This window comes from Chitinimonas sp. BJYL2, from assembly GCF_027257935.1.
GTDB lineage: Bacteria > Pseudomonadota > Gammaproteobacteria > Burkholderiales > Chitinimonadaceae > Chitinimonas.
Genome location: NZ_JANZKW010000003.1, coordinates 38,317 through 57,460 on the forward strand (window position 1 = coordinate 38,317; position 19,144 = coordinate 57,460).

Genomic DNA, 19,144 nt, shown 5'->3' on the forward strand with positions numbered 1-19,144 from the left:
AGCCGGACTTTAGCGGATACCCTCTTGCAGTTGTGTGAGGATGGCCGGGTTTTCCAAGGTGGACGTGTCCTGGGTGATCTCCTCCCCGCGGGCAATCGCACGCAGCAAACGCCGCATGATCTTGCCCGAACGCGTCTTGGGCAGGTTGTCGCCAAAGCGGATGTCGTCGGGCTGGGCGATCTTGCCGATCTCGTGCGCCACCCAGCTCTTGAGCTGATCGGCGATCTTCTTGGCGTCCTCGCCCGTAGGGCGCTGACCCTTGAGCACCACAAAGGCCACGACGGCTTCTCCCTTGATCTCGTGCGGTTTGCCGACTACGGCGGCTTCAGCCACCAAGGGGTTGGCCACCAGCGCCGACTCGATCTCCATGGTGCCCAGGCGGTGGCCCGATACATTGAGCACATCATCGATGCGGCCCATGATCCAGAAGTAGCCATGCTCGTCGCGGTTGGCCGAGTCGCCGGCCAGGTAGTACTTGCCATTGAACTCTTCGGGGAAGTACGTCTTCTTGAAGCGTTCCGGGTCACCCCAGATGGTGCGCACCAGCGAGGGGAAGGGCTTCTTGATGACCAGCATGCCCCCCTTGCCGGGTTCGACCGGTGCGCCCGATTCATCGACGATATCGGCAATCACGCCCGGCAGCGGCAGCGTGCAAGAACCGGGCTTGGTGGCCACGGCACCGGGCAGCGGGGCGATCATCACCGAGCCGGTCTCGGTCTGCCACCAGGTATCCACAATCGGGCAGCGGCCCTTGCCGACAACTTCGTGGTACCAGATCCAGGCTTCGGGGTTGATGGGCTCACCCACCGTGCCCAGCAGGCGCAGGCTGGAGAGATCGTGCTGGTTCGGGAAATCGGCACCCAGCTTGATCAGCGAACGGATGGCGGTGGGGGCGGTGTAGAAGATCGTGACTTTGTGCTTCTCGATCATCTGCCAGAAGCGATGCGCGTCGGGGTAGGTGGGCACACCCTCGAAGATGACCTGGGTGGCGGCATTGCCCAGCGGGCCGTAGCACACATAGCTGTGGCCGGTGATCCAGCCCACATCGGCCGTGCACCAGAAAACGTCGTTCGGCTTGTAGTCGAACACCATGCGGAAGGAGTTGATGGCGCCGAGGAGGTAACCCGCGGTGGAGTGCTGGATACCCTTGGGCTTACCGGTCGAGCCGGATGTGTAGAGGATGAACAGCGGATCTTCTGCGTTCATCCACTCGGGTTCGCACTGTTCGGGCTGACCCTCGGTGAGCTTGTGCCACCAGATGTCGCGGCCTTCCTGCCAATCGCTGGCGCCGCCATTGGTGCGCTGGAATACCACCACGCGCTGGATTGATTCGCAGCCACCGAGGCCCAGCGCCTCGTCAATCACGGCCTTGAGCGGCACGCTCTTGCCGCCGCGCAGGCCCTCGTTGGCGGTAATCACGGCCACGGCGCCGGCATCCTGAATGCGTTCCTGCACGCTCTTGGCCGAGAAGCCGCCGAACACCACCGAGTGGATGGCGCCGATACGGGCGCAGGCCTGCATGGCCACCACCGCTTCGATGCTCATCGGCATGTAAACGACCACGCGGTCGCCACGCTTGATCCCCTGCGCCTTCAGGCCGTTGGCAAACTGGCACACGCGGCGGTGCAGTTCGGCATAGGTAACGCGGGTGACGGCGCCATCGTCGGCTTCGAAGATGATGGCCAGCTTGTTGCCGTGCTGGGCCAGATGGCGGTCCAGGCAGTTGTAGCTGACGTTCAGCAAACCATCGTCGAACCATTTGAAGAACGGTGCGTTGCTGTCATCGAGTACGCGGCTGAACGGCTTTTTCCAGCTGATCTGCTCGCGCGCCAGATCGCCCCAGAACGACAGATAGTGATCATCGGCCTGTTCGCACAGCGCGTGATAGGCATCCAGGCTGGGCACCAGCGCACGGCGGCGGAAGTCGTCGCTGGGCGGGAAAAGGCGGGTTTCCTTGAGTACCGAGTCGATGGTGGACATGGGGCTTCCTTGTCAATTTGGGTAGGGAGAAGAGGGTTGGCGCTGGGCTCGGCGGCGCGAGCGGGCTTGGGCAAACCCAGTGCAAACCTTCCTGAGGAGCCAGGAAAGAAGAGGGTCCCGTCCTCTTCTTCCCGGCGCCTTTACTGCAGGGTCAATCGTTGGCGTAGATATCGCGATCCTTGGTTTCCGGTGCAAACAGCACACCGATCACGAAGGTCATGATGGCGAATACGATGGGGTACCAGAGGCCATAGTAGATGTCGCCGGTGGCAGCCACCATCGCAAAGGCCACAGTGGGCAGGAAGCCACCGAACCAGCCATTGCCGATGTGATACGGCAACGACATCGAGGTATAGCGGATCTTGGTCGGGAACAGCTCGACCAGCCAGGCGGCAATCGGGCCGTACACCATGGTCACGAAGATCACCAGGATGGTCAGCAAGGCAATCACCATCGGCGTGTTCATTGCATTGGGATCGGCCTTGGCCGGATAGCCGGCTACCTTCAATGCTTCACCCAGTGACTTGTTGAACGCGTCAGATTGAGTCTTGAAGTCGTCCTTGCTCAGCGCCTCGCCTTCGAAGCTGTTGACCACGGTGGCGCCGATGCTGACCGATGCCAGGGTCCCGGCGGGTGCGGCTTCGTTGGTGTAGGGAATGCCTTTCTTGGCCAGTGCCGACTTGATGATGTCGCACGATTGCTTGAAGGCAGCCTTGCCGATCGGGTCGAACTGGAAGGCACACTTGGCCGGATCGGCGACAACTTTCACCGGGGCGTTGGCGACTGCGGCTTCGAGTGCCGGATTGGCGAAGTGCGTCAGTGCCTTGAAGATCGGGAAGTACGACAGCGCAGCGATCAGGCAGCCGGCCATGATGATCTTCTTGCGACCGATCTTGTCCGACAGCGCACCGAACAGGATGAAACCCGGCGTGGCGATGGCCAGCGAGATCGCGATCAGGATATCGGCCTTGTCGGCCTCCACGCCCAGTGTCTTGGTCAGGAAGAACAAGGCATAGAACTGGCCCGTGTACCAGACCACAGCCTGGCCCGCAGTGCCGCCGAACAGCGACAGCAGCACGATCTTCAGGTTAGGCCAACGCAGAAACGATTCAGTCAGCGGTGCCTTCGACTGCTTGCCTTCTTCCTTCATCTTTTTGAAGGCCGGCGACTCGTTCAGCTGCATACGGATGTAGACCGAGATGGCCAGCATGATCAGCGAGACAAGGAAGGGAATGCGCCACCCCCATTCCTTGAAAGCCTCCGTACCCAGGCTGTTGCGGCACAACCAGATCACCAGCAGCGACAGGAACAGACCCAGCGTTGCCGTGGTCTGGATGAAGCTGGTGTAGAGGCCACGCTTGCCATGCGGCGCATGCTCGGCCACATAGGTCGCCGCACCGCCGTACTCGCCGCCGAGCGCCAGGCCCTGTAGCAAGCGCAGGATGATGAGGATGATCGGGGCGGCAATGCCGATGCTCGCGTAGCCTGGCAGCAGACCCACGATGGCGGTGGACAGACCCATGATCAGGATGGTGACGAGGAAGGTGTATTTGCGGCCGATCATGTCGCCAAGGCGACCGAACACGATGGCGCCGAAAGGACGCACGGCAAAGCCGGCGGCAAAGGCCATCAGCGCAAAAATGAAGGCTGTGGTGTCGTTCACGCCGGCAAAAAAGTGCGAGGCAATGATCGCGGCCAGTGAGCCGTAAAGATAAAAGTCATACCACTCGAACACGGTACCGAGCGACGAGGCGAAAATCACCTTGCGCTCCTCTTTCGTCATGGGCCGCGGTGCGGCCTGTGCACCGCTGGCGGTGCTGGCGATAACGGTCATTGCTAGTCTCCATCTTCTCTGGCGGGCGCGTAGCCCCAGGTCGTTGAATCCTGCCCTTGGTACATCTCTGCGGATGTTTGGCAGGTGGGACACGAGGATTGTCGTGTTGGGCCGAAATCTATGCCGCGCCCCGAGTGACTGGCTAATCGCAAATTTGAATGTCGCTAATCAGCGGATCGATATTGCAGTGCAATAACTCTAATGCTGATGCGCTCTGGCGAGGTGTTCAGGTGGTCTGGAATTGCACCGCTCCCGCGTGTGTCGCGCTGGCAAAAAGACCCGGATCGGCGGCAGAATGCGTAATACAAGGAGGGGATGAGTTGGAAATCTACCAGTTGCGTACCTTCGTCACCGTCGCTCAGCAGGGGCATCTGACCCAGGCTGCCGAAATCCTCCATCTAAGCCAGCCTGCGGTGACGGCGCAGATCAAGGCGCTGGAGGAGGAAACCGGCGTCAGCCTGTTCGAGCGCATTCCCTCGGGCGTGAGTCTCACCGAGGCGGGCAAGGCGCTTTTGCCCGAGGCCGAACGCATCCTTGCCGAGAGTCGGCAGATGCTGGCCAAGGCGCGTGGCCTTAAGGGGCAACCCAGCGGCAAGTTGCGGCTGGGCACCATACTCAGCGCCGAGATACTCCGGCTGGGCCCCATGCTGGCCGCCATGCACAGCCAGTATCCGCTGGTCCAGATCAGTACCTTCCAGGGCATTTCGGGTACGGTGCTCAACGAGGTCCGCAAGAAGGAATACGACGCTGGCTTTTTTATCGGCCGCAACCCCTATCAAACAGTGCATTCGCTAAAGCTGGTCGACCTGCCTTATGTGGTTGCGGCCCCGCCGGGTTGGCGTGACGAGCTTGCGGGGAGCGACTGGAAGGCGCTGGGCAAAGTGCCCTGGGTGGGCGCAACGCAATTTTCTAGCTTGTCGAAAATCCATGCCGAAATCTGGCGTGAGCACAATATTGCGCCGCGTAAGGTTGGCGATGTCGATCAGGAACAGAGCATGCAGGCCTGCGTGGAAGCGGGCCTGGGGCTGTGCATGCTGCGTCGGGATGTGGCCGAAGCGGCGGAGCAGGCGGGACGGCTATGGATTTGGGGTGATGCCGGCGTGATGGTGCCGCTGTCGTTCATCTACCCGGCCGACATGGCTGACGACCCTTTGCTGGGCCTGTTCCGCGAAACCTTGCGCGCCATCTGGCCCGAGGCGGGCACGGCCTGAATTTGGGCCGTAGGCCTCAGCCAATGCGGCGGGTGATCCATCCCGCCATGGCCTGCAATACGCCTTCTGCTTCGCCTAGCGCTTCCGTGACTTCAAATTGGATGTCGGGGTGCTGCTTACGCAAGTCGGCCAGCATCTCGGGCAGATCGCGGCGCAAGTGGGCGCCCCTGGCCATGAAGGCGGGGACAATACTGATCTGCGTATAGCCTTGGGCAACCAGCTCGCCGGTACAACTGGTCAGCGAAGGCGACATCAGTTCCAGGAATGCCAGTACGACATGGCAATCCGGCCGCTGGGCTGCCAGTAAGGCCCGCAGGCGCTGGAAGGGCTCGGCCCACTGTGGATCGCGGGCGCCGTGGGCAAACAGGATGATGGCGTGGCTCATGGTCTTGTCTCGTGGGCGTCTTTGCGTTGGCGCAGCACAAAAACAAACACCCCGCGTAGGAGCGGGGTGCGTGTCGTATGCGTCATCAGGTGAACCAAAGCTTACTTAAGCTTGGTTTCCTTGTAGGCAACATGCTTGCGGACGACGGGATCAAACTTCATGATCTCCATCTTTTCCGGCTTGGTGCGCTTGTTCTTGGTGGTGGTGTAGAAGTGACCGGTACCAGCGGTCGACTCAAGCTTGATCTTCTCGCGCATGATTCAGATTCCTGGATTACAGTTCGCCGCGAGCGCGGAGGTCGGCCAGGACAACATCAATGCCCAGCTTGTCGATATTACGCAGACCAGCATTGGATACGCGCAGGCGCACCCAGCGGTTTTCGCTTTCTACCCAGAACTTGCGATATTGCAGGTTCGGCAGGAAACGACGCTTGGTCTTGTTGTTGGCGTGGGAAACATTGTTACCCACCATCGGCTTCTTGCCGGTAATGACGCATACACGAGCCATCTTGGACTCCAACGGATTCTTAAGAAAACGGAACTTCAAGCAGCTGGCCGTAAGGTGAAAACACGCAATACGACCTGCCAGAAATCGCAAAGAGGCCGAATGTTAGCGAGTCGATATGGTGCTGTCAAATCGATTTATCGGGCAAATTACTTTTTCCGCCAGTTGCTTACGGCGCCAAAGTGGTAAATTCGCAGGCTGTTCCGAACCCGTGCCGTCATGCTCCACAAGCTCAACTCCCCCCAGCAAGCCGCCGTACGCCATCTGGATGGCCCTTTGCTGGTGCTGGCGGGTGCCGGTTCGGGCAAGACCCGGGTGATCACCCAGAAGATCGCCTACATGATCGAGCACGCGGGTTACGACGCCCGCAATATCGCCGCGATCACCTTCACCAACAAAGCCGCCCGCGAGATGCAGGAGCGGGTGGGCCAGTTGCTCGATCCGGCCCGGCTCAAGGGGTTGACCGTCTCGACCTTTCACTCGCTGGGTCTGCAGATCGTGCGCCAGGAACATGCGGCACTGGGCTACAAGCCGCGCTTCTCGATTCTGGATAGCGCCGATGCCGGCAAGATCATTTCCGACATTCTCGCCACCACTGATAAAGACAAGATCCGCTCGACGATCTCGACGATTTCCCGGCTAAAGAACGATTTCCTGAGCCCCGACATGGCACTGGGGCAAGCCCAGAGCGAGGGCGAGATGCAGATCGCCAAGGTGTATCGCGCCTATCAGGACACCTTGTTCGCGTATCAGGCGGTAGATTTTGATGACCTGATCCGCCTGCCGGTGGAGTTGTTCGAGCGCGAGTCGGCCATCCTCACCAAGTGGCAGTTGCGGCTGCGCTATCTATTGATTGATGAGTATCAGGACACGAACACCTGCCAGTACCGGCTGATCAAGCTGCTGACGGGGTTTCACGGCAAGTTCACCGCAGTGGGGGACGACGACCAGAGCATTTATGCCTGGCGCGGTGCCAATGTGGAGAATCTGAACCTGCTCAAGGAAGATTTCCCCAGGCTCGAAGTCATCAAGCTCGAACAGAACTACCGCTCGACCAGCCGTATTCTCAAGGCGGCAAACTCGGTGATCGCCAACAATCCCAAGTTGTTCGAGAAGCAGCTGTGGAGCGAACTGGGCATCGGCGATCCGATCAGCGTGGTCGAGATGAAGGACGAGGAGCACGAGGCCGAGATGGTGGCCATGCGCCTCTTGGCCCACAAGTTCGAGAACCGCACGCGCTTTGCGGATTACGCAATTCTGTATCGCGGCAATCATCAGGCGCGCATCCTGGAAGGCCAGCTGCGCAATCACAAGATTCCCTACCAGATCTCTGGCGGGCAGAGCTTCTTTGATAAAGCCGAAATCAAGGACGTGCTGGGCTACCTGCGCCTGATCGCCAACCAGAATGACGACCCGGCCTTCATCCGCGCGGTGACTACGCCCAAGCGCGGGATCGGCAATGTCACGCTGGAAAAGCTGGGTGCGCTGGCAGCAGAGCGCAAATGCAGTCTGTTCGAGGCGGTGTTCCTGCCCAGCTGTGCCGATCTGCTGCAGACCGCGCAATACGAAGGTTTGCAGACCTTTTGTGGTTTCATCAACCGTATGGCCAGCCGCGCGGCACGCGAACCCGCGGGGGCGCTGCTCAAGGAACTGCTGACAGCCATCGAATATGAGGCTTGGCTTTACGAGAGCGAGGAGCCGCGTCCTGCCGAGAGCAAATGGAAAAATGTGCTGGAGCTGGTGGCCTGGTTCGACAAGCGTGCCGAAGAGCAGGGCGATACGCTGATCGACATGACGCAGAAGATCGCGCTGATCACGCTGCTGGATGGTCGCGAGGAAGAAGAGCCCGACGCGGTGCGGTTATCCACCTTGCATGCCTCCAAGGGTCTTGAATACGGCCATGTTTTCTTGGTGGGATGCGAAGAGGGTGTGCTACCGCATCAGGCCAGCATCGACAGCGGCATGGTCGAGGAAGAACGGCGGCTGATGTATGTGGGGATCACCCGCGCCCAGCGCAGCCTCACGATTACCTACTGCGGCAAGCGCAAGCGGGCAGGGGAGTGGCAAGTGGTTGAACCAAGCCGATTCTTGCTGGAGCTGCCGCAGGACGATATCCGTATCAGCGGACGGCTGGCGCGCAATGGTGGTGCGCCGCAGGTGAGCAAAAGTGAAGGTCGCGCCAAGCTGGCGGGTTTGCTGGCAGGCTTGGACAACAAGCGCGGCTGAAGCGCCACACTTGCCGGGCTCAGGCCAGCTTACGTCCCAGTGCTTGCTCGGTCACGCCGATCAGTTTGGCGGCAGTAAACGGTTTGACCACAAATCCCGAAGCCCCCAGCGATATGGATGATTTGACCCGTGGCAGCGTGGCTTCGCCACTGACCATGACCACGCGCGGTACTCGTCGCATCTTGGCCAGACTGGCGAGCACATTGATGCCATCCGAGCCGGGCAGGTTGATATCCAGCAGGACCAGATCAGGCAACTTGTCCTGACACAGCTTGAGGCCCTCTTCACCATTCACGGCCGAACCCGCAAATTCCAGCCCTGCATCGGTCAGGATGCCGCGTATCAGCGAACGCAATACGCTATCGTCGTCGATGACCACGAAGGTCGGTTTGTCCCCCGCCATCTTGCCTCTTCTCCGGGTTGCTTCTGGGGCCACTGGTATACTGCGCAGGTCTGTACGCAGGCCTTGTCCCTTACGCTACGCCGAGTTATTCCATGCCCAGCATCCGTCAGCTGCCCGATCACCTGATCAACCAGATCGCTGCTGGTGAGGTCGTCGAGCGGCCTGCATCCGCGCTCAAGGAGTTGCTGGAAAACAGTCTGGATGCTGGTGCGACCTCTCTCAGCGTAGACCTCGCCGAGGGTGGAAGCAAACTGATCCGGGTGACTGACGACGGTGGCGGTATTGCCCGTGACGACCTGACGCTGGCGCTGAGCCGCCATGCCACCAGCAAGATCGCCAGCCTAGAAGACCTGCACCGGGTGCGCACGCTGGGTTTTCGTGGTGAGGGATTGGCAAGCATTGCGTCTGTCTCACAACTCATGCTCAGCAGCCGCCTCGCAGGCAGCGATCAGGCGTGGCGCGTGGAGGCCGATAACGGCACGATCCACGATGCTGAACCCGCAGCCCTGGCCGCAGGCACTGCGGTGGAGGTGCGCGATCTTTATTTCAACGTGCCCGCCCGCCGCAAGTTCCTCAAGACGGCAGCGACCGAATACGCGCATTGCGAAGACGTGTTTAAACGCATTGCCTTGGCGCGCCCCGATCTGACACTCACGCTCACCCACAACGGCAAGGTGCAATGGCGCCTCAAACCCGAAACTGCGGCTGAGCGCGTACGCGCCGTGCTGGGCAACGAGTTTGCCGACACCATGCTGGCGCTGGAATCTGAGGCCGGCCCCCTGCGGCTGCGCGGCTTTGCCGGTTCGCCCACGGTATCGCGCGCCAGTCGCGATGCGCAGTTCGTGTTCGTGAATGGCCGCTTTGTGCGCGACAAGGTCGTGCAGCACGCGCTGCGCGAAGCCTACCGCGACGTGCTGCATCTGGATCGCCAGCCACTCTATGTGCTGGATATCGAGCTCGACCCCGAGATGGTCGATGTGAACGTACATCCGACCAAAACGGAAGTCCGCTTTCGCGAATCGCAAGCGGTGCACCGGTTCCTGTTTCATTCATTGCATCGTGCGCTGGCCGAGACACGCGCCGGTGCGGATAGCCAGGCGATCGCCATACCTGCGCCAGCGCCCATCCAGGCCCATTACGCACCCAGCTACGAGCAGGTACGCATGCCCCTGGCGGTGAATGAAGTGCCCGCTGCCGGCTTTTACGAGACGCTGTATCAGGGCGTGCGTGAGGCCGAAGCAAGGCCGGCCAGCCAGCCGCCAATGTTCACCGTGCCACCGAACAATCCACCCGCACGTGCCGCCATGCCGGTCGATGATGACGGCTTCCCGCCGCTGGGTTTCGCACTGGCACAGCTGCATGGCGTCTACGTCCTCTCACAGGCGCGTGACGGCCTGATCGTGGTGGACATGCACGCCGCCCATGAGCGCGTGGTGTACGAAAAGCTCAAGCGCAGCCTTGATGCGGCCAGCATGCCCGATCAACCGCTCTTGTTGCCACTGGCCTTTCCGGCCGACCGCCTCGATGTGGCGACGGTGGAAGAGCACAGCGCCACGCTGGCGCAGCTGGGTTTCGAGCTGGCCGTGTTGGGGCCTAACCAGCTGGCGGTACGCGCCGTACCGATGCTGCTCAAGGATGCCGACCCGGTTGCACTTGCGCGCTCGGTGCTGGCCGATATCCGCGAAGTGGGCGCCAGCCGTGTGCTGACCGACAAACGCGACGCGCTGCTCGCCAGCATGGCCTGCCATGGCGCCGTGCGCGCCAATCGCACGCTGACGCTGCCGGAAATGAATGCGTTGTTGCGCGAGATGGAAGCTACGGAGCGCTCGGGCCAGTGCAACCATGGCCGGCCCACCTGGTTCCGGCTGGGCATGGGCGAGCTTGACAAGCTGTTCATGCGTGGCCAGTAATCATGACACTCGTGCTGGCCATCAAGCTGTTCGCTTCCCCCGCTTTGATCGGCTTGGCCAGTCTGGCCGGCAAGCGCTGGGGGCCGAATATCGCCGGCCTCATGGGCGGCTTGCCACTGGTGGGTGGGCCGGTGGTGCTGGCACTGTGGCTGGCCCACGGCGGCGACTTTGCTGCAGATGTTGCGCGCGCTGCGCCGGCTGGCGTGTGGGCCAATATTGTCTACATGTTGCTGGTGGGTTATGCCAGTGCCCGCTGGGCGTGGTTGGTTGCCATTCCCGTGGGCTGGCTGGGCTATCTGGCCACCTGTTTGCTGATCGATACCAGTGGCCTTGCCGATGCCTTGTGGCTGGGTTTACTGGTGTTGCCCGGCCTGTGGCTGGCGGCCACGCGCTGGTTGCCCAAGCCTGTCGCACCGCCAAGGCCCGTGCACCTGCCCCGCATCGAGCTGATCGCGCGCATGGGGGCAGCTTCGGCGCTGGTGCTTTCCCTCACCGCCGCTGCCGACCTGTTTGGCCCCAGCCTTACCGGCGTGTTTGCCGGCGCGCCGGTTGCCGCCACGGTGATCCCGGCGTTTACCTTTGCCAATAGCGGCCGCGATGCCTTGCTTCTGGCTTTGCGTGGCTTTCTCACCGGCCTGATGGGTTTTACCGTGTTCTTTCTGGTACTGGGCCACGGTGCTGGTCCATTTGGCCCTTGGGCGGCGATACCTGCCGTCGTTGCCGGCATCGCCGTGGGCTTGTTCGCTACCCTGCTGGCAAGGCGCGCCGCATGAACCATTTGCCCCCGGCCATTTTCCTGATGGGCCCTACCGCCAGCGGCAAGACAGCGCTGGCCATTGAGCTGGCCCAGCGACTGCCTGTAGAACTCATTTCCGTTGATTCGGCATTGATCTACCGGGACATGGACATTGGCACTGCCAAGCCCACACCGGCCGAGCTGGCAGCTGCGCCGCATCACTTGATCGACATTCTCGACCCGACCGAGCGCTATTCCGCCGCCCAGTTCCGGACCGACGCCCTGCGGCTGATGGCGGAGATAACCGCGCGCGACAAGATTCCCCTGCTGGTGGGCGGGACGATGCTCTACTTCAAGGCGCTGGAGGAGGGACTGCACGATCTGCCCAGTGCCGATCCCGCCTTGCGCGCTCAGATCGAAGCCGATGCGGCCAAGCTGGGCTGGCCGGGCATGCACGCCCGTCTGGTTGATCTGGACCCACCCACCGCAGCGCGCCTGAGCCCGAACGATAGCCAGCGTGTGGGCCGTGCCCTGGAAATCGTTCTCGCGACGAGCAAGCCCATGTCGGCCTGGCTTGCTGAACAAACCAGCGAACCGCTGCCCTATCAATTGACCAAACTCGCCCTGATGCCCGAGCGCCCGGTACTGCACGAACGGATCGCGCAGCGATTTGATGCAATGCTGAACGGGGGGCTGATTGAAGAGGTGGCCGCGCTGCGGCAGCGCTATGCCTTGTCGCTGGACCTGCCCGCCATGCGCTGTGTCGGCTACCGACAGGTCTGGGAGTATCAGGATGGCTTGTATGACCTGGACGAGCTGCGGAACCGGGGTGTGTATGCGACCCGGCAGCTGGCGAAGCGGCAGGTAACGTGGCTGAGGGGGATGACAGACATCCAGACTGTGCTTGCAAGCACCTCATTGACAGCACTCGCCGCCAGTTTGAAACAACAACGCCAGCATTGAAGCTGGCGTTGTTGTTTGTGCTGACTGTACATCCTGCCCGATTACTTGGCGGGCTTGTCCAGATGCTGCTTTAGGAAGGCGCCAACGCGATGAGCGAAGTCGTAGTTGTTTTCCGGCTTGCTCCAGCCGTGGCCTTCACCTGCGTAGACAATCCATTCGACTGGAATGCCACGGGCCTTGAGCTTGTCGCGCATCTTCTCGCCGTGGATCAGCGGTACGCGAATGTCTTCAGAGCCGTAGGCCATCATGACCGGCTTGGTGATGCGATCAGCATTTTCCAGCGCGGACGACTTCTTCATATAGTCCACATCCTTGTCCGGATCGCCATGCAGATCCTTCTGGCGGAATCGCGTCCAGGCACTGTCCGAGGTATCAGACCACGCCACGGTGAACAGCATGCTGATATCTGTCACGCCCACATAGTTGATGCCGCACTGGTACAGATCCGGGTCTTTGACCAAGCCGTACATGGTGGCGTAACCACCGTAGCTGGCACCCATGATGCAGACGCGCTTGGGATCAACAATCCCTTCTTTGACCAGCCAGTTCACGCCATCGGTAATGTCGTCCTGCATGGCCAGACCCCATTGCTTCCAGCCAGCGCGATGCAGCTTCCAGCCTAGACCGGTCGACATGCGGAAGTTGGGCTGCAACACGGCGTAACCTTGGGCTGCCAGGAACTGGACCATGGGACTGAAGCCCCAGTCGTCACGCGCATGCGGACCACCGTGCACAAAAGCCACCAAGGGTAGCTTCTTGGCATCCTTGCCCTTGGGCAGGGTCAGATAGCCAGGAATCTCCAGACCATCGCGCGCGGTGTAGCTCACCGTCTTCATAGGTGACAGCAACTCGGGATTGAGCTCGGGCTTGTACGACAGCAGTTGTTCCAGTTTGCCAGTGCTCGGCTCGTACAGGAAAGCTTGGCCCGGATTGATGTCGGAGGTGGTCGTCACCAGAATGCGGTCACCACGCTTCTGTAGCGAGTTGAAAGCATTGGGGAACGTGGCGTTGAAGTTGGCCTGCAGTTGCGCCCAGCTCTCATCGAAATAATGGGCTTCCGGCTTGTAGGCGTTAATGAATACGCCAACCACCTTGCCGCTGTCCCAATCCCGAATAAGGTCATCGCCAAAGTCCGCTTCGGGGTGACGGAATACCAAGGATTTTGGCTTGTTGGTCGCGAAGTCCCAGATATACAGGCCTTCCTTGTCTTCCTTACCGCGGCCAGTCACATACATGGTCTTGCCGTCGGCATCAAAACCGACAGGCACGTAACCTTCGTCGTCCATCAGGAATTCGCTGATGACCTTCCAAGGAGCGTCCTGATTGTCGCGGTAGTTCACCACGGTCTTGAAGCGGCCGCTGGCCTTATCGCCAAAGAACGACACGGCAGCGCGAACCTGGCCCTGCTCATCCACAATCCAGTTGTTGACCTTGCCGGGGTTGGTGAAGGTCAGCAACTTGGCCTTGCCGGACTTGGTGTCCATGCGATAGACGTCGCTGCTGCCAAAGTCATCACGGCCTGCATCAGGGCTGCGCTTGTTGCTGGTGACGAGAATATCGTCGCTGCCATCCTTCAAGGTAGCCAGCACGCGCACACGCATTTTTTCTGATAGGTCACGGAAGCCAGTGCCATCGATATTGATGGCAAAGGGGCCATCGCCCTTGGCCTTTTCCATCACATCGCGCGTGTCCTGCACCGAGAACAGCACGCGCTTGTTATTGATCCAGCGTACCCCCGCCGCGTCCCAGACTTTGCTGGATGCGAGTACACGGGCCTCACGGGTTTTCAGGTCGATGACAGCCAAGGCCAAGCGACCATTGATCGGGGTGAGCACCGACATTTGCTTGCCATCAGGCGACAGGCTGGGGGAACCATACTGTGCGCGCGAGAACAGCTGTTCGGCGGTGATTGTGTTGGCCGTATCGGCCAGCGTGGCAGGTGCAGCCAGCAACAGCAAACCGGCGATCAGCGCTGCAGGCACGCATTGGATGAAGCGGGAAGGAAACATGGTCGATTCCATCTTGTAAATCAGTTCAGGCCATACCCTTGTGGAGATTAGCCAAACCGGGTGACGAAGCCAAAGAAAAAGGGCGCCGGCATGCCGGCGCCCTCAAGTTACAGCTTACTTGAATGCGTAGGCAGCGCTGACTTGGAAGTAGCGGCCCATCGCATTGTGCAACGGACGGTAGTAGTTGGTGTTGACGGCGTACGGGTGGAACGGCGGGTTGCGATCGAATGCATTACGCACCGCAGCGTTCAGGCTCCAGTTCTTGAAGCCCTTGTAGGTCGTGCTCAGGTTGACGGTCGTGTACGACGAGATGCCGTTACACAGGTTGTCATAGCCCTGCACCGCGAAGGTACACGTTTCGTTGTGGTCATCTACGGAAGCCATGCGACCGACGTAGTTGGCCTCGACGTTGACGGTCCAGGGATCTTTGCTCCAAGTCATGGCAGCAGCACCCTTGACACGTGGCGTACCGCGCGCGCCGGCGTACTCGATCTTCTCGTCGGTTGGCGTTGGTGCGCTCTTGAACGAGTCGGTGTACTGAACCACCAGGCGCGGCTCAAGCTTACCGAAGCCGCCCATGTTGACGCGACCACGGAAGTCGAAGTCCACACCCTTGACTTGCGTCACGGCTACGTTGGTCAGCAGGAGTTGGACCAAGGTGATTTCACCGGGGACGCCGGCTGCAATTTCGGCCGGTGTTTGAGGTGCACGAACGATCTTGGTGGCCGGATTGTTGGCGTAGCGAGCTTCGTTGTTCAGTACGGTTGTCAGGTCATACGTCGAGATTTCGTCGGTACGCTTGATATTCCAGAAATCTGCCGAGGCGCTGAACGACTTGTTGGGCTCCCAAACCAGACCCAGCGTGTAGCTCTTGCCAGTTTCCGGCTTCAGGTCTGGATTGGCACCGCTCTTGTAAGGCGAGCTGGAGGAGCAGCCTGCGCGGAAGGTGGCGGTACAGCGTGCCGGATCACGGAATCCATTCAGGAATGCATCGGCAACCTGATTGGAGTTCTCCACCAGTGTTGGTGCGCGGAAGCCTTCGGCGTAGGTGCTGCGAACAACGAGTTCTGGCAGTGCAGTCCACTTCAGACCCAGCTTAGGCGTCTTGGAGTTACCGTAGTCGGAGTAGTGGTCAAACCGACCAGCCAGCGACGCTTCCAAATTCTTGAGAACCGGAATGCTCAGTTCGGTGTAGACCGAACGTACATTGCGACTGTTATCGATGCCGGCTGGCATCTTGGCCGAGTGCCACAGATTGCCCGCAACTGCTTGCGGATCCGGATTGGTGATCAGCCCTTCACGCCGCGCTTCCACGCCGACGGCAGCGCTCATCGTACCGGCCGGCAGTTCCATGATATCGCCGGAGAACTTGGCGTCCCACATGCGCAGCGTGGACTCGTAGTTGCTGGCCGACTGCGTCACAAGGCTGGGGTACAGGGCCATGTTGTTGGCGGCATCGCCAAACAGCCACTGACCGGTCACAACGGCATTGACAAACTTGTCGGTGAGCAGACCGCCAGTGCGACGCGATTCCACCTTGCTGGAGTTAGTCATCACGGCCGATTCCCAGCTCCAGCTGCCGATGTCGCCCTTGGCGCCAATCAGGTAGCGACCGAAGTCGACGGTATTGTCCTGACCTTGGCCCGGGATGGTCTTGAGCTGAGCGCGCAGACGTACGGTACCGTTACCACCAGCCAGCGTCTTGCCCGTGACCGGATCAATCAGATCCTTGGGGTACTGTGGGTGTGTGATGGGGAAGGCGCCGCCAGGCTGGCCGTTCTGCATGGCGATCCAGTGCAGGTCACCGGTGATGCGAGCCTTGTTCTGGTTGAACATGGCTTCAGCGAAGACGGTAACGGACTCGCTCGGCTGCCAGGTGGCCTTACCGGTAAACGAGATACGATCCGACTTGCCGCCGGCGTTGAACGTGCCGTCCTTCAGGTCGTCGAACACGCAAGCCTGGGTGCCGGGGACCGAAGCGCCTGGTCCGAAGATTACGTCGCCGCTGACCAGACGGTCGGCTGGGCAGTTGCCGGTGATCGGGCGGATCACGAATTTGCCGGTCGTCTTGTCAGTCCAGTAGATGTTGCCAATGTCGGTGTAGATAGAGCGCTGATCCTGATAACCGTAGGCGGTCAGATTCTGCGTGCTCAGGTAGCCATCGCGCTTGGAGATGAACGTCGGCTTTTGCTGACGGATATCCAAGGTGCCGTAAACGTTGAAGTGATCCTGAGCCAGATCGCCGAAGCCGTAGCTACCGGTAACGCGGGTCAGTTCACCGTCGTTGACTTCGGATTGGCCATAGGCAGCACCCAGTTCGGCGCCAACAAAGCTTTCCTTCAGGATGATGTTGACGACGCCAGCCATGGCTTCGGAGCCGTAGATGGCCGAGGCGCCATCCTTGAGGATTTCGATACGTTCAACGGCGCCGATCGGCAGGGTGTTCAAGTCGACGAAAGTCGTCTGGAACTCAGGCTGTGCATAAGCAGCCAGACGGCGACCGTTCAGCAACATCAGGGTAGCTTGGCTGCCCAGACCGCGCAGGTTCAGGCCCGACGCGCCGGCGGTAAAGCCGCCGGTGCGGTTTTCATCGATACCGCCCACGTTGCTGGCAACGTTGCGCAGCACTTCCGTCAGGGTCGTGGCACCGCCACGCTTGATTTCATCCGCGGTGATGATCTGGACCGGCGAGGCGGTTTCGATCGAGACGCGCTTGATGTTGGAACCCGTGATGGTGATCTTTTCGACCTTCTTGGGTTCGTCTGCGGCGGCGAATGCTTGGCCAGTGAAGCCGATAGCGGCGACGGCCAGAGCCAGATGCTTCATCTTCATCCCTGAAACTCCCTTAGAGTTTTAATTGGTAAATGACCCGGCCGGGGTGCCGGCAAAGTCGTCCGGCTGCATTGTTAGCGGCTTGGGTGGTGCCCGTCACCAATTTGTGTGTGTTCGGACACAAACTGGGCTTGTCTTTGTCAAATACGCAACAGTTGTATAAACGCCGATTATGGGGTGCGGCACGGAATGTAGTTGGTGCGACATGAGTTACACAAACAGGAGACGATACCGCGTGGTTCTGGGACAATTGAGCCCCCGAGCCCGTGTCTGTTGCCAATGCGTTGCGTAGTCGTGCGGGCTTTACTACGAATTCCGGAGCCCGTGCATGTCTCTCCCACATCCCGCCTTTGTTCAACACGCCAAGCTGATCGACTGGGTTGCCCAGATCGCAGCGCTGACACAAGCCGATGCGGTGCACTGGGTTGATGGTTCTGAAGCCGAGAATGAGGCCCTGCTGGCGCAGATGGTTGCCGCAGGGACGCTGACCAAGCTCAATCCGGCCAAACGACCCAACAGCTATGCGGCCTTCTCCGACCCCAGCGATGTGGCGCGGGTGGAGGACCGGACTTTCGTCTGCTCGCAGGACAAGGCGGATGCCGGACCCAATAACAACTGGATGGACCCGGCCGAGATGCGCGGCACCCTGCGTGGCCTGTTCGAGGGCTGCATGCGCGGGCGCACGATGTACGTGATTCCTTTCAGCATGGGGCCGCTGGGTTCGCCGATTGCGCATATCGGCATCGAGATTACCGATTCGCCCTATGTGGTGGCTTCGATGCGCATCATGACGCGCATGGGCAAACAGGTTTACGACGTGCTGGGCACCGATGGCGAGTTCGTCCCTTGCGTGCACACCGTGGGTGCGCCGCTGGCAGCCGGACAGGCGGATGTGCCTTGGCCCTGCAACAAGGACACCAAGTACATTGTTCACTTCCCCGAGACCCGCGAGATCTGGTCCTATGGTTCGGGCTACGGTGGCAATGCCTTGCTGGGCAAGAAGTGCTTTGCCCTGCGGATTGCGTCCACTATGGGCCGCGATCAGGGCTGGCTGGCCGAGCACATGCTGATTCTGGGCGTGGAAAGCCCGCAGGGCGAAAAGCGCTATGTGGCGGCGGCATTTCCGTCGGCCTGCGGCAAGACCAACTTCGCGATGTTGATTCCGCCCAAGGCCTATGCAGGCTGGAAGATCACCACTGTGGGTGATGACATTGCCTGGATCAAGCCCGGTAGCGATGGTCGCCTGTATGCGATCAATCCGGAGAATGGGTACTTCGGCGTGGCGCCGGGTACCTCGGTGAAGTCCAATCCCAATGCCATGGCGATGCTGGGCGAGAACGTCATTTTCACCAATGTGGCGCTGACGGAAGATGGTGATGTCTGGTGGGAAGGCATGAGCAAGGAAGTCCCTGCCGCGCTGACCGACTGGCAGGGCAAGCTTTGGACGCCGGCCTCGGGCACCAAGGCAGCGCATCCGAATGCACGCTTCACCGTATCGGCATCCCAATGTCCTTCGCTCGATGCGGCCTGGGATGACCCGGCGGGTGTGCCGATCTCGGCGTTCATCTTCGGTGGTCGTCGCTCCAGCACGGTGCCGCTGGTGTGTGAGGCGCGCAGCTGGGAAGACGGCGTGTACATGGCGGCCACCATGGGTTCGGAAACGACGGCCGCCGCGATGGGCGCGCAGGGCCAGACCCGTCGGGACCCGTTCGCCATGCTGCCTTTCTGTGGTTACCACATGGGCGATTATTTCCAGCACTGGTTGAGCATGGGTGAAAAGCTGGCTCAGCCGCCTGCGATTTTCTGCGTGAACTGGTTCCGCGTGGACGAGAACGGCAAGTTCATCTGGCCGGGCTTTGGCGACAATATGCGTGTCTTGGAATGGATGGTCGGCCGCCTCAATGGCACGGCCTCGGCACGCGATACCTTGCTGGGTTGGGCACCGGATTACACCGATATCAACTGGACCGATCTGGCGGACATGAGCCCGGCGCTGTTCGACAAGCTGATGAGCCTGGATGCCGATGCCTGGCGCCGCGAGTTGCTGTCGCATGATGAGTGGCTGGCCAAGCTGGCTGATCGTTTGCCGCCTGCCATCGAGGCCAAGCGCAAGCGGCTGGGCGAGGCGCTGGCGGTGTAGTTCCAGCGCTC

At 60.6% G+C, this 19,144-nt stretch carries 14 protein-coding genes; 6 read left to right on the plus strand and 8 right to left on the minus strand.

Translation table 11 applies throughout. The features are described 5' to 3' along the window. Positions 1-9 precede the first annotated feature (9 nt). Positions 10-1,980 (minus strand): acetate--CoA ligase, encoded by a 1,971-nt coding sequence (acs, locus tag O9X62_RS09985; protein ID WP_269532700.1) that lies wholly within the window; start codon positions 1,978-1,980, stop codon positions 10-12. A gap of 151 nt (positions 1,981-2,131) precedes the next feature. Further along, entirely contained in the window at positions 2,132-3,814 is a 1,683-nt protein-coding gene (locus O9X62_RS09990) for an MFS transporter (protein WP_269532701.1), read from the minus strand. A gap of 320 nt (positions 3,815-4,134) precedes the next feature. Between O9X62_RS09990 and O9X62_RS09995 the strand changes: the two genes are divergently transcribed. Beyond that, a complete protein-coding gene (locus tag O9X62_RS09995; protein ID WP_269532702.1) occupies positions 4,135-5,025 on the plus strand; it encodes a LysR family transcriptional regulator in 891 nt (296 codons plus the stop codon). A gap of 16 nt (positions 5,026-5,041) precedes the next feature. On the opposite strand, the gene O9X62_RS10000 is transcribed toward O9X62_RS09995, so the two are convergent. The 3 genes from O9X62_RS10000 to rpmB form a co-directional block, all read right to left on the minus strand. Further along, a complete protein-coding gene (locus tag O9X62_RS10000) occupies positions 5,042-5,410 on the minus strand; it encodes a sirohydrochlorin chelatase (RefSeq protein WP_269532703.1) in 369 nt (122 codons plus the stop codon). 101 nt (positions 5,411-5,511) lie between these two features. Continuing rightward, positions 5,512-5,667, minus strand: a complete 156-nt coding sequence (gene rpmG / locus O9X62_RS10005) for a 50S ribosomal protein L33 (RefSeq protein ID WP_269532704.1) — start codon at positions 5,665-5,667, stop codon at positions 5,512-5,514. 16 nt (positions 5,668-5,683) lie between these two features. After that, complete coding sequence (gene rpmB / locus O9X62_RS10010) at positions 5,684-5,917, minus strand: 50S ribosomal protein L28 (protein ID WP_269532705.1); 234 nt, start codon at positions 5,915-5,917, stop codon at positions 5,684-5,686. 216 nt (positions 5,918-6,133) lie between these two features. On the opposite strand from rpmB, the gene O9X62_RS10015 reads away from it, so the two are divergent. After that, positions 6,134-8,140, plus strand: coding sequence for a UvrD-helicase domain-containing protein (locus tag O9X62_RS10015; protein WP_269532706.1), 2,007 nt, complete (start codon positions 6,134-6,136; stop codon positions 8,138-8,140). A 19-nt stretch (positions 8,141-8,159) separates the two neighbouring features. Here the strand turns inward: O9X62_RS10015 and O9X62_RS10020 are convergent, their stop codons facing one another. Next, positions 8,160-8,543 carry a response regulator gene (locus O9X62_RS10020; RefSeq protein ID WP_269532707.1) on the minus strand — a complete coding sequence of 128 codons (384 nt, stop codon included), beginning with the start codon at positions 8,541-8,543 and terminating at the stop codon, positions 8,160-8,162. 92 nt (positions 8,544-8,635) lie between these two features. Here O9X62_RS10020 and mutL point away from each other — a divergent pair, with 92 nt between their 5' ends. Genes mutL through miaA form a run of 3 tightly spaced genes read left to right on the plus strand, consistent with a single transcriptional unit; the run spans position 8,636 to position 12,152 of the window. Then, positions 8,636-10,453, plus strand: a complete 1,818-nt coding sequence (gene mutL, locus O9X62_RS10025; RefSeq protein WP_269532708.1) for a DNA mismatch repair endonuclease MutL — start codon at positions 8,636-8,638, stop codon at positions 10,451-10,453. Positions 10,454-10,455: 2 nt separating this feature from the next. Further along, positions 10,456-11,226 carry a hypothetical protein gene (locus O9X62_RS10030; protein WP_269532709.1) on the plus strand — a complete coding sequence of 257 codons (771 nt, stop codon included), beginning with the start codon at positions 10,456-10,458 and terminating at the stop codon, positions 11,224-11,226. Then, positions 11,223-12,152 (plus strand): tRNA (adenosine(37)-N6)-dimethylallyltransferase MiaA, encoded by a 930-nt coding sequence (miaA, locus tag O9X62_RS10035; protein WP_269532710.1) that lies wholly within the window; start codon positions 11,223-11,225, stop codon positions 12,150-12,152. The genes O9X62_RS10030 and miaA overlap by 4 nt, the downstream gene beginning before the upstream one ends. Before the next feature lie 41 nt (positions 12,153-12,193). Here the strand turns inward: miaA and O9X62_RS10040 are convergent, their stop codons facing one another. After that, the gene (locus O9X62_RS10040) at positions 12,194-14,161 is read right to left on the minus strand and encodes a S9 family peptidase (protein WP_269532711.1); all 1,968 of its coding nucleotides are present in this window, start codon (positions 14,159-14,161) and stop codon (positions 12,194-12,196) included. A gap of 114 nt (positions 14,162-14,275) precedes the next feature. Beyond that, positions 14,276-16,993: a TonB-dependent receptor gene (locus O9X62_RS10045; protein ID WP_269532712.1), complete on the minus strand. Its 2,718-nt coding sequence runs from the start codon at positions 16,991-16,993 to the stop codon at positions 14,276-14,278. Between the two features lie 328 nt (positions 16,994-17,321). Between O9X62_RS10045 and O9X62_RS10050 the strand changes: the two genes are divergently transcribed. Beyond that, a complete protein-coding gene (locus tag O9X62_RS10050) occupies positions 17,322-19,133 on the plus strand; it encodes a phosphoenolpyruvate carboxykinase (GTP) (protein WP_269532713.1) in 1,812 nt (603 codons plus the stop codon). The last annotated feature ends 11 nt before the right edge of the window (positions 19,134-19,144 follow it).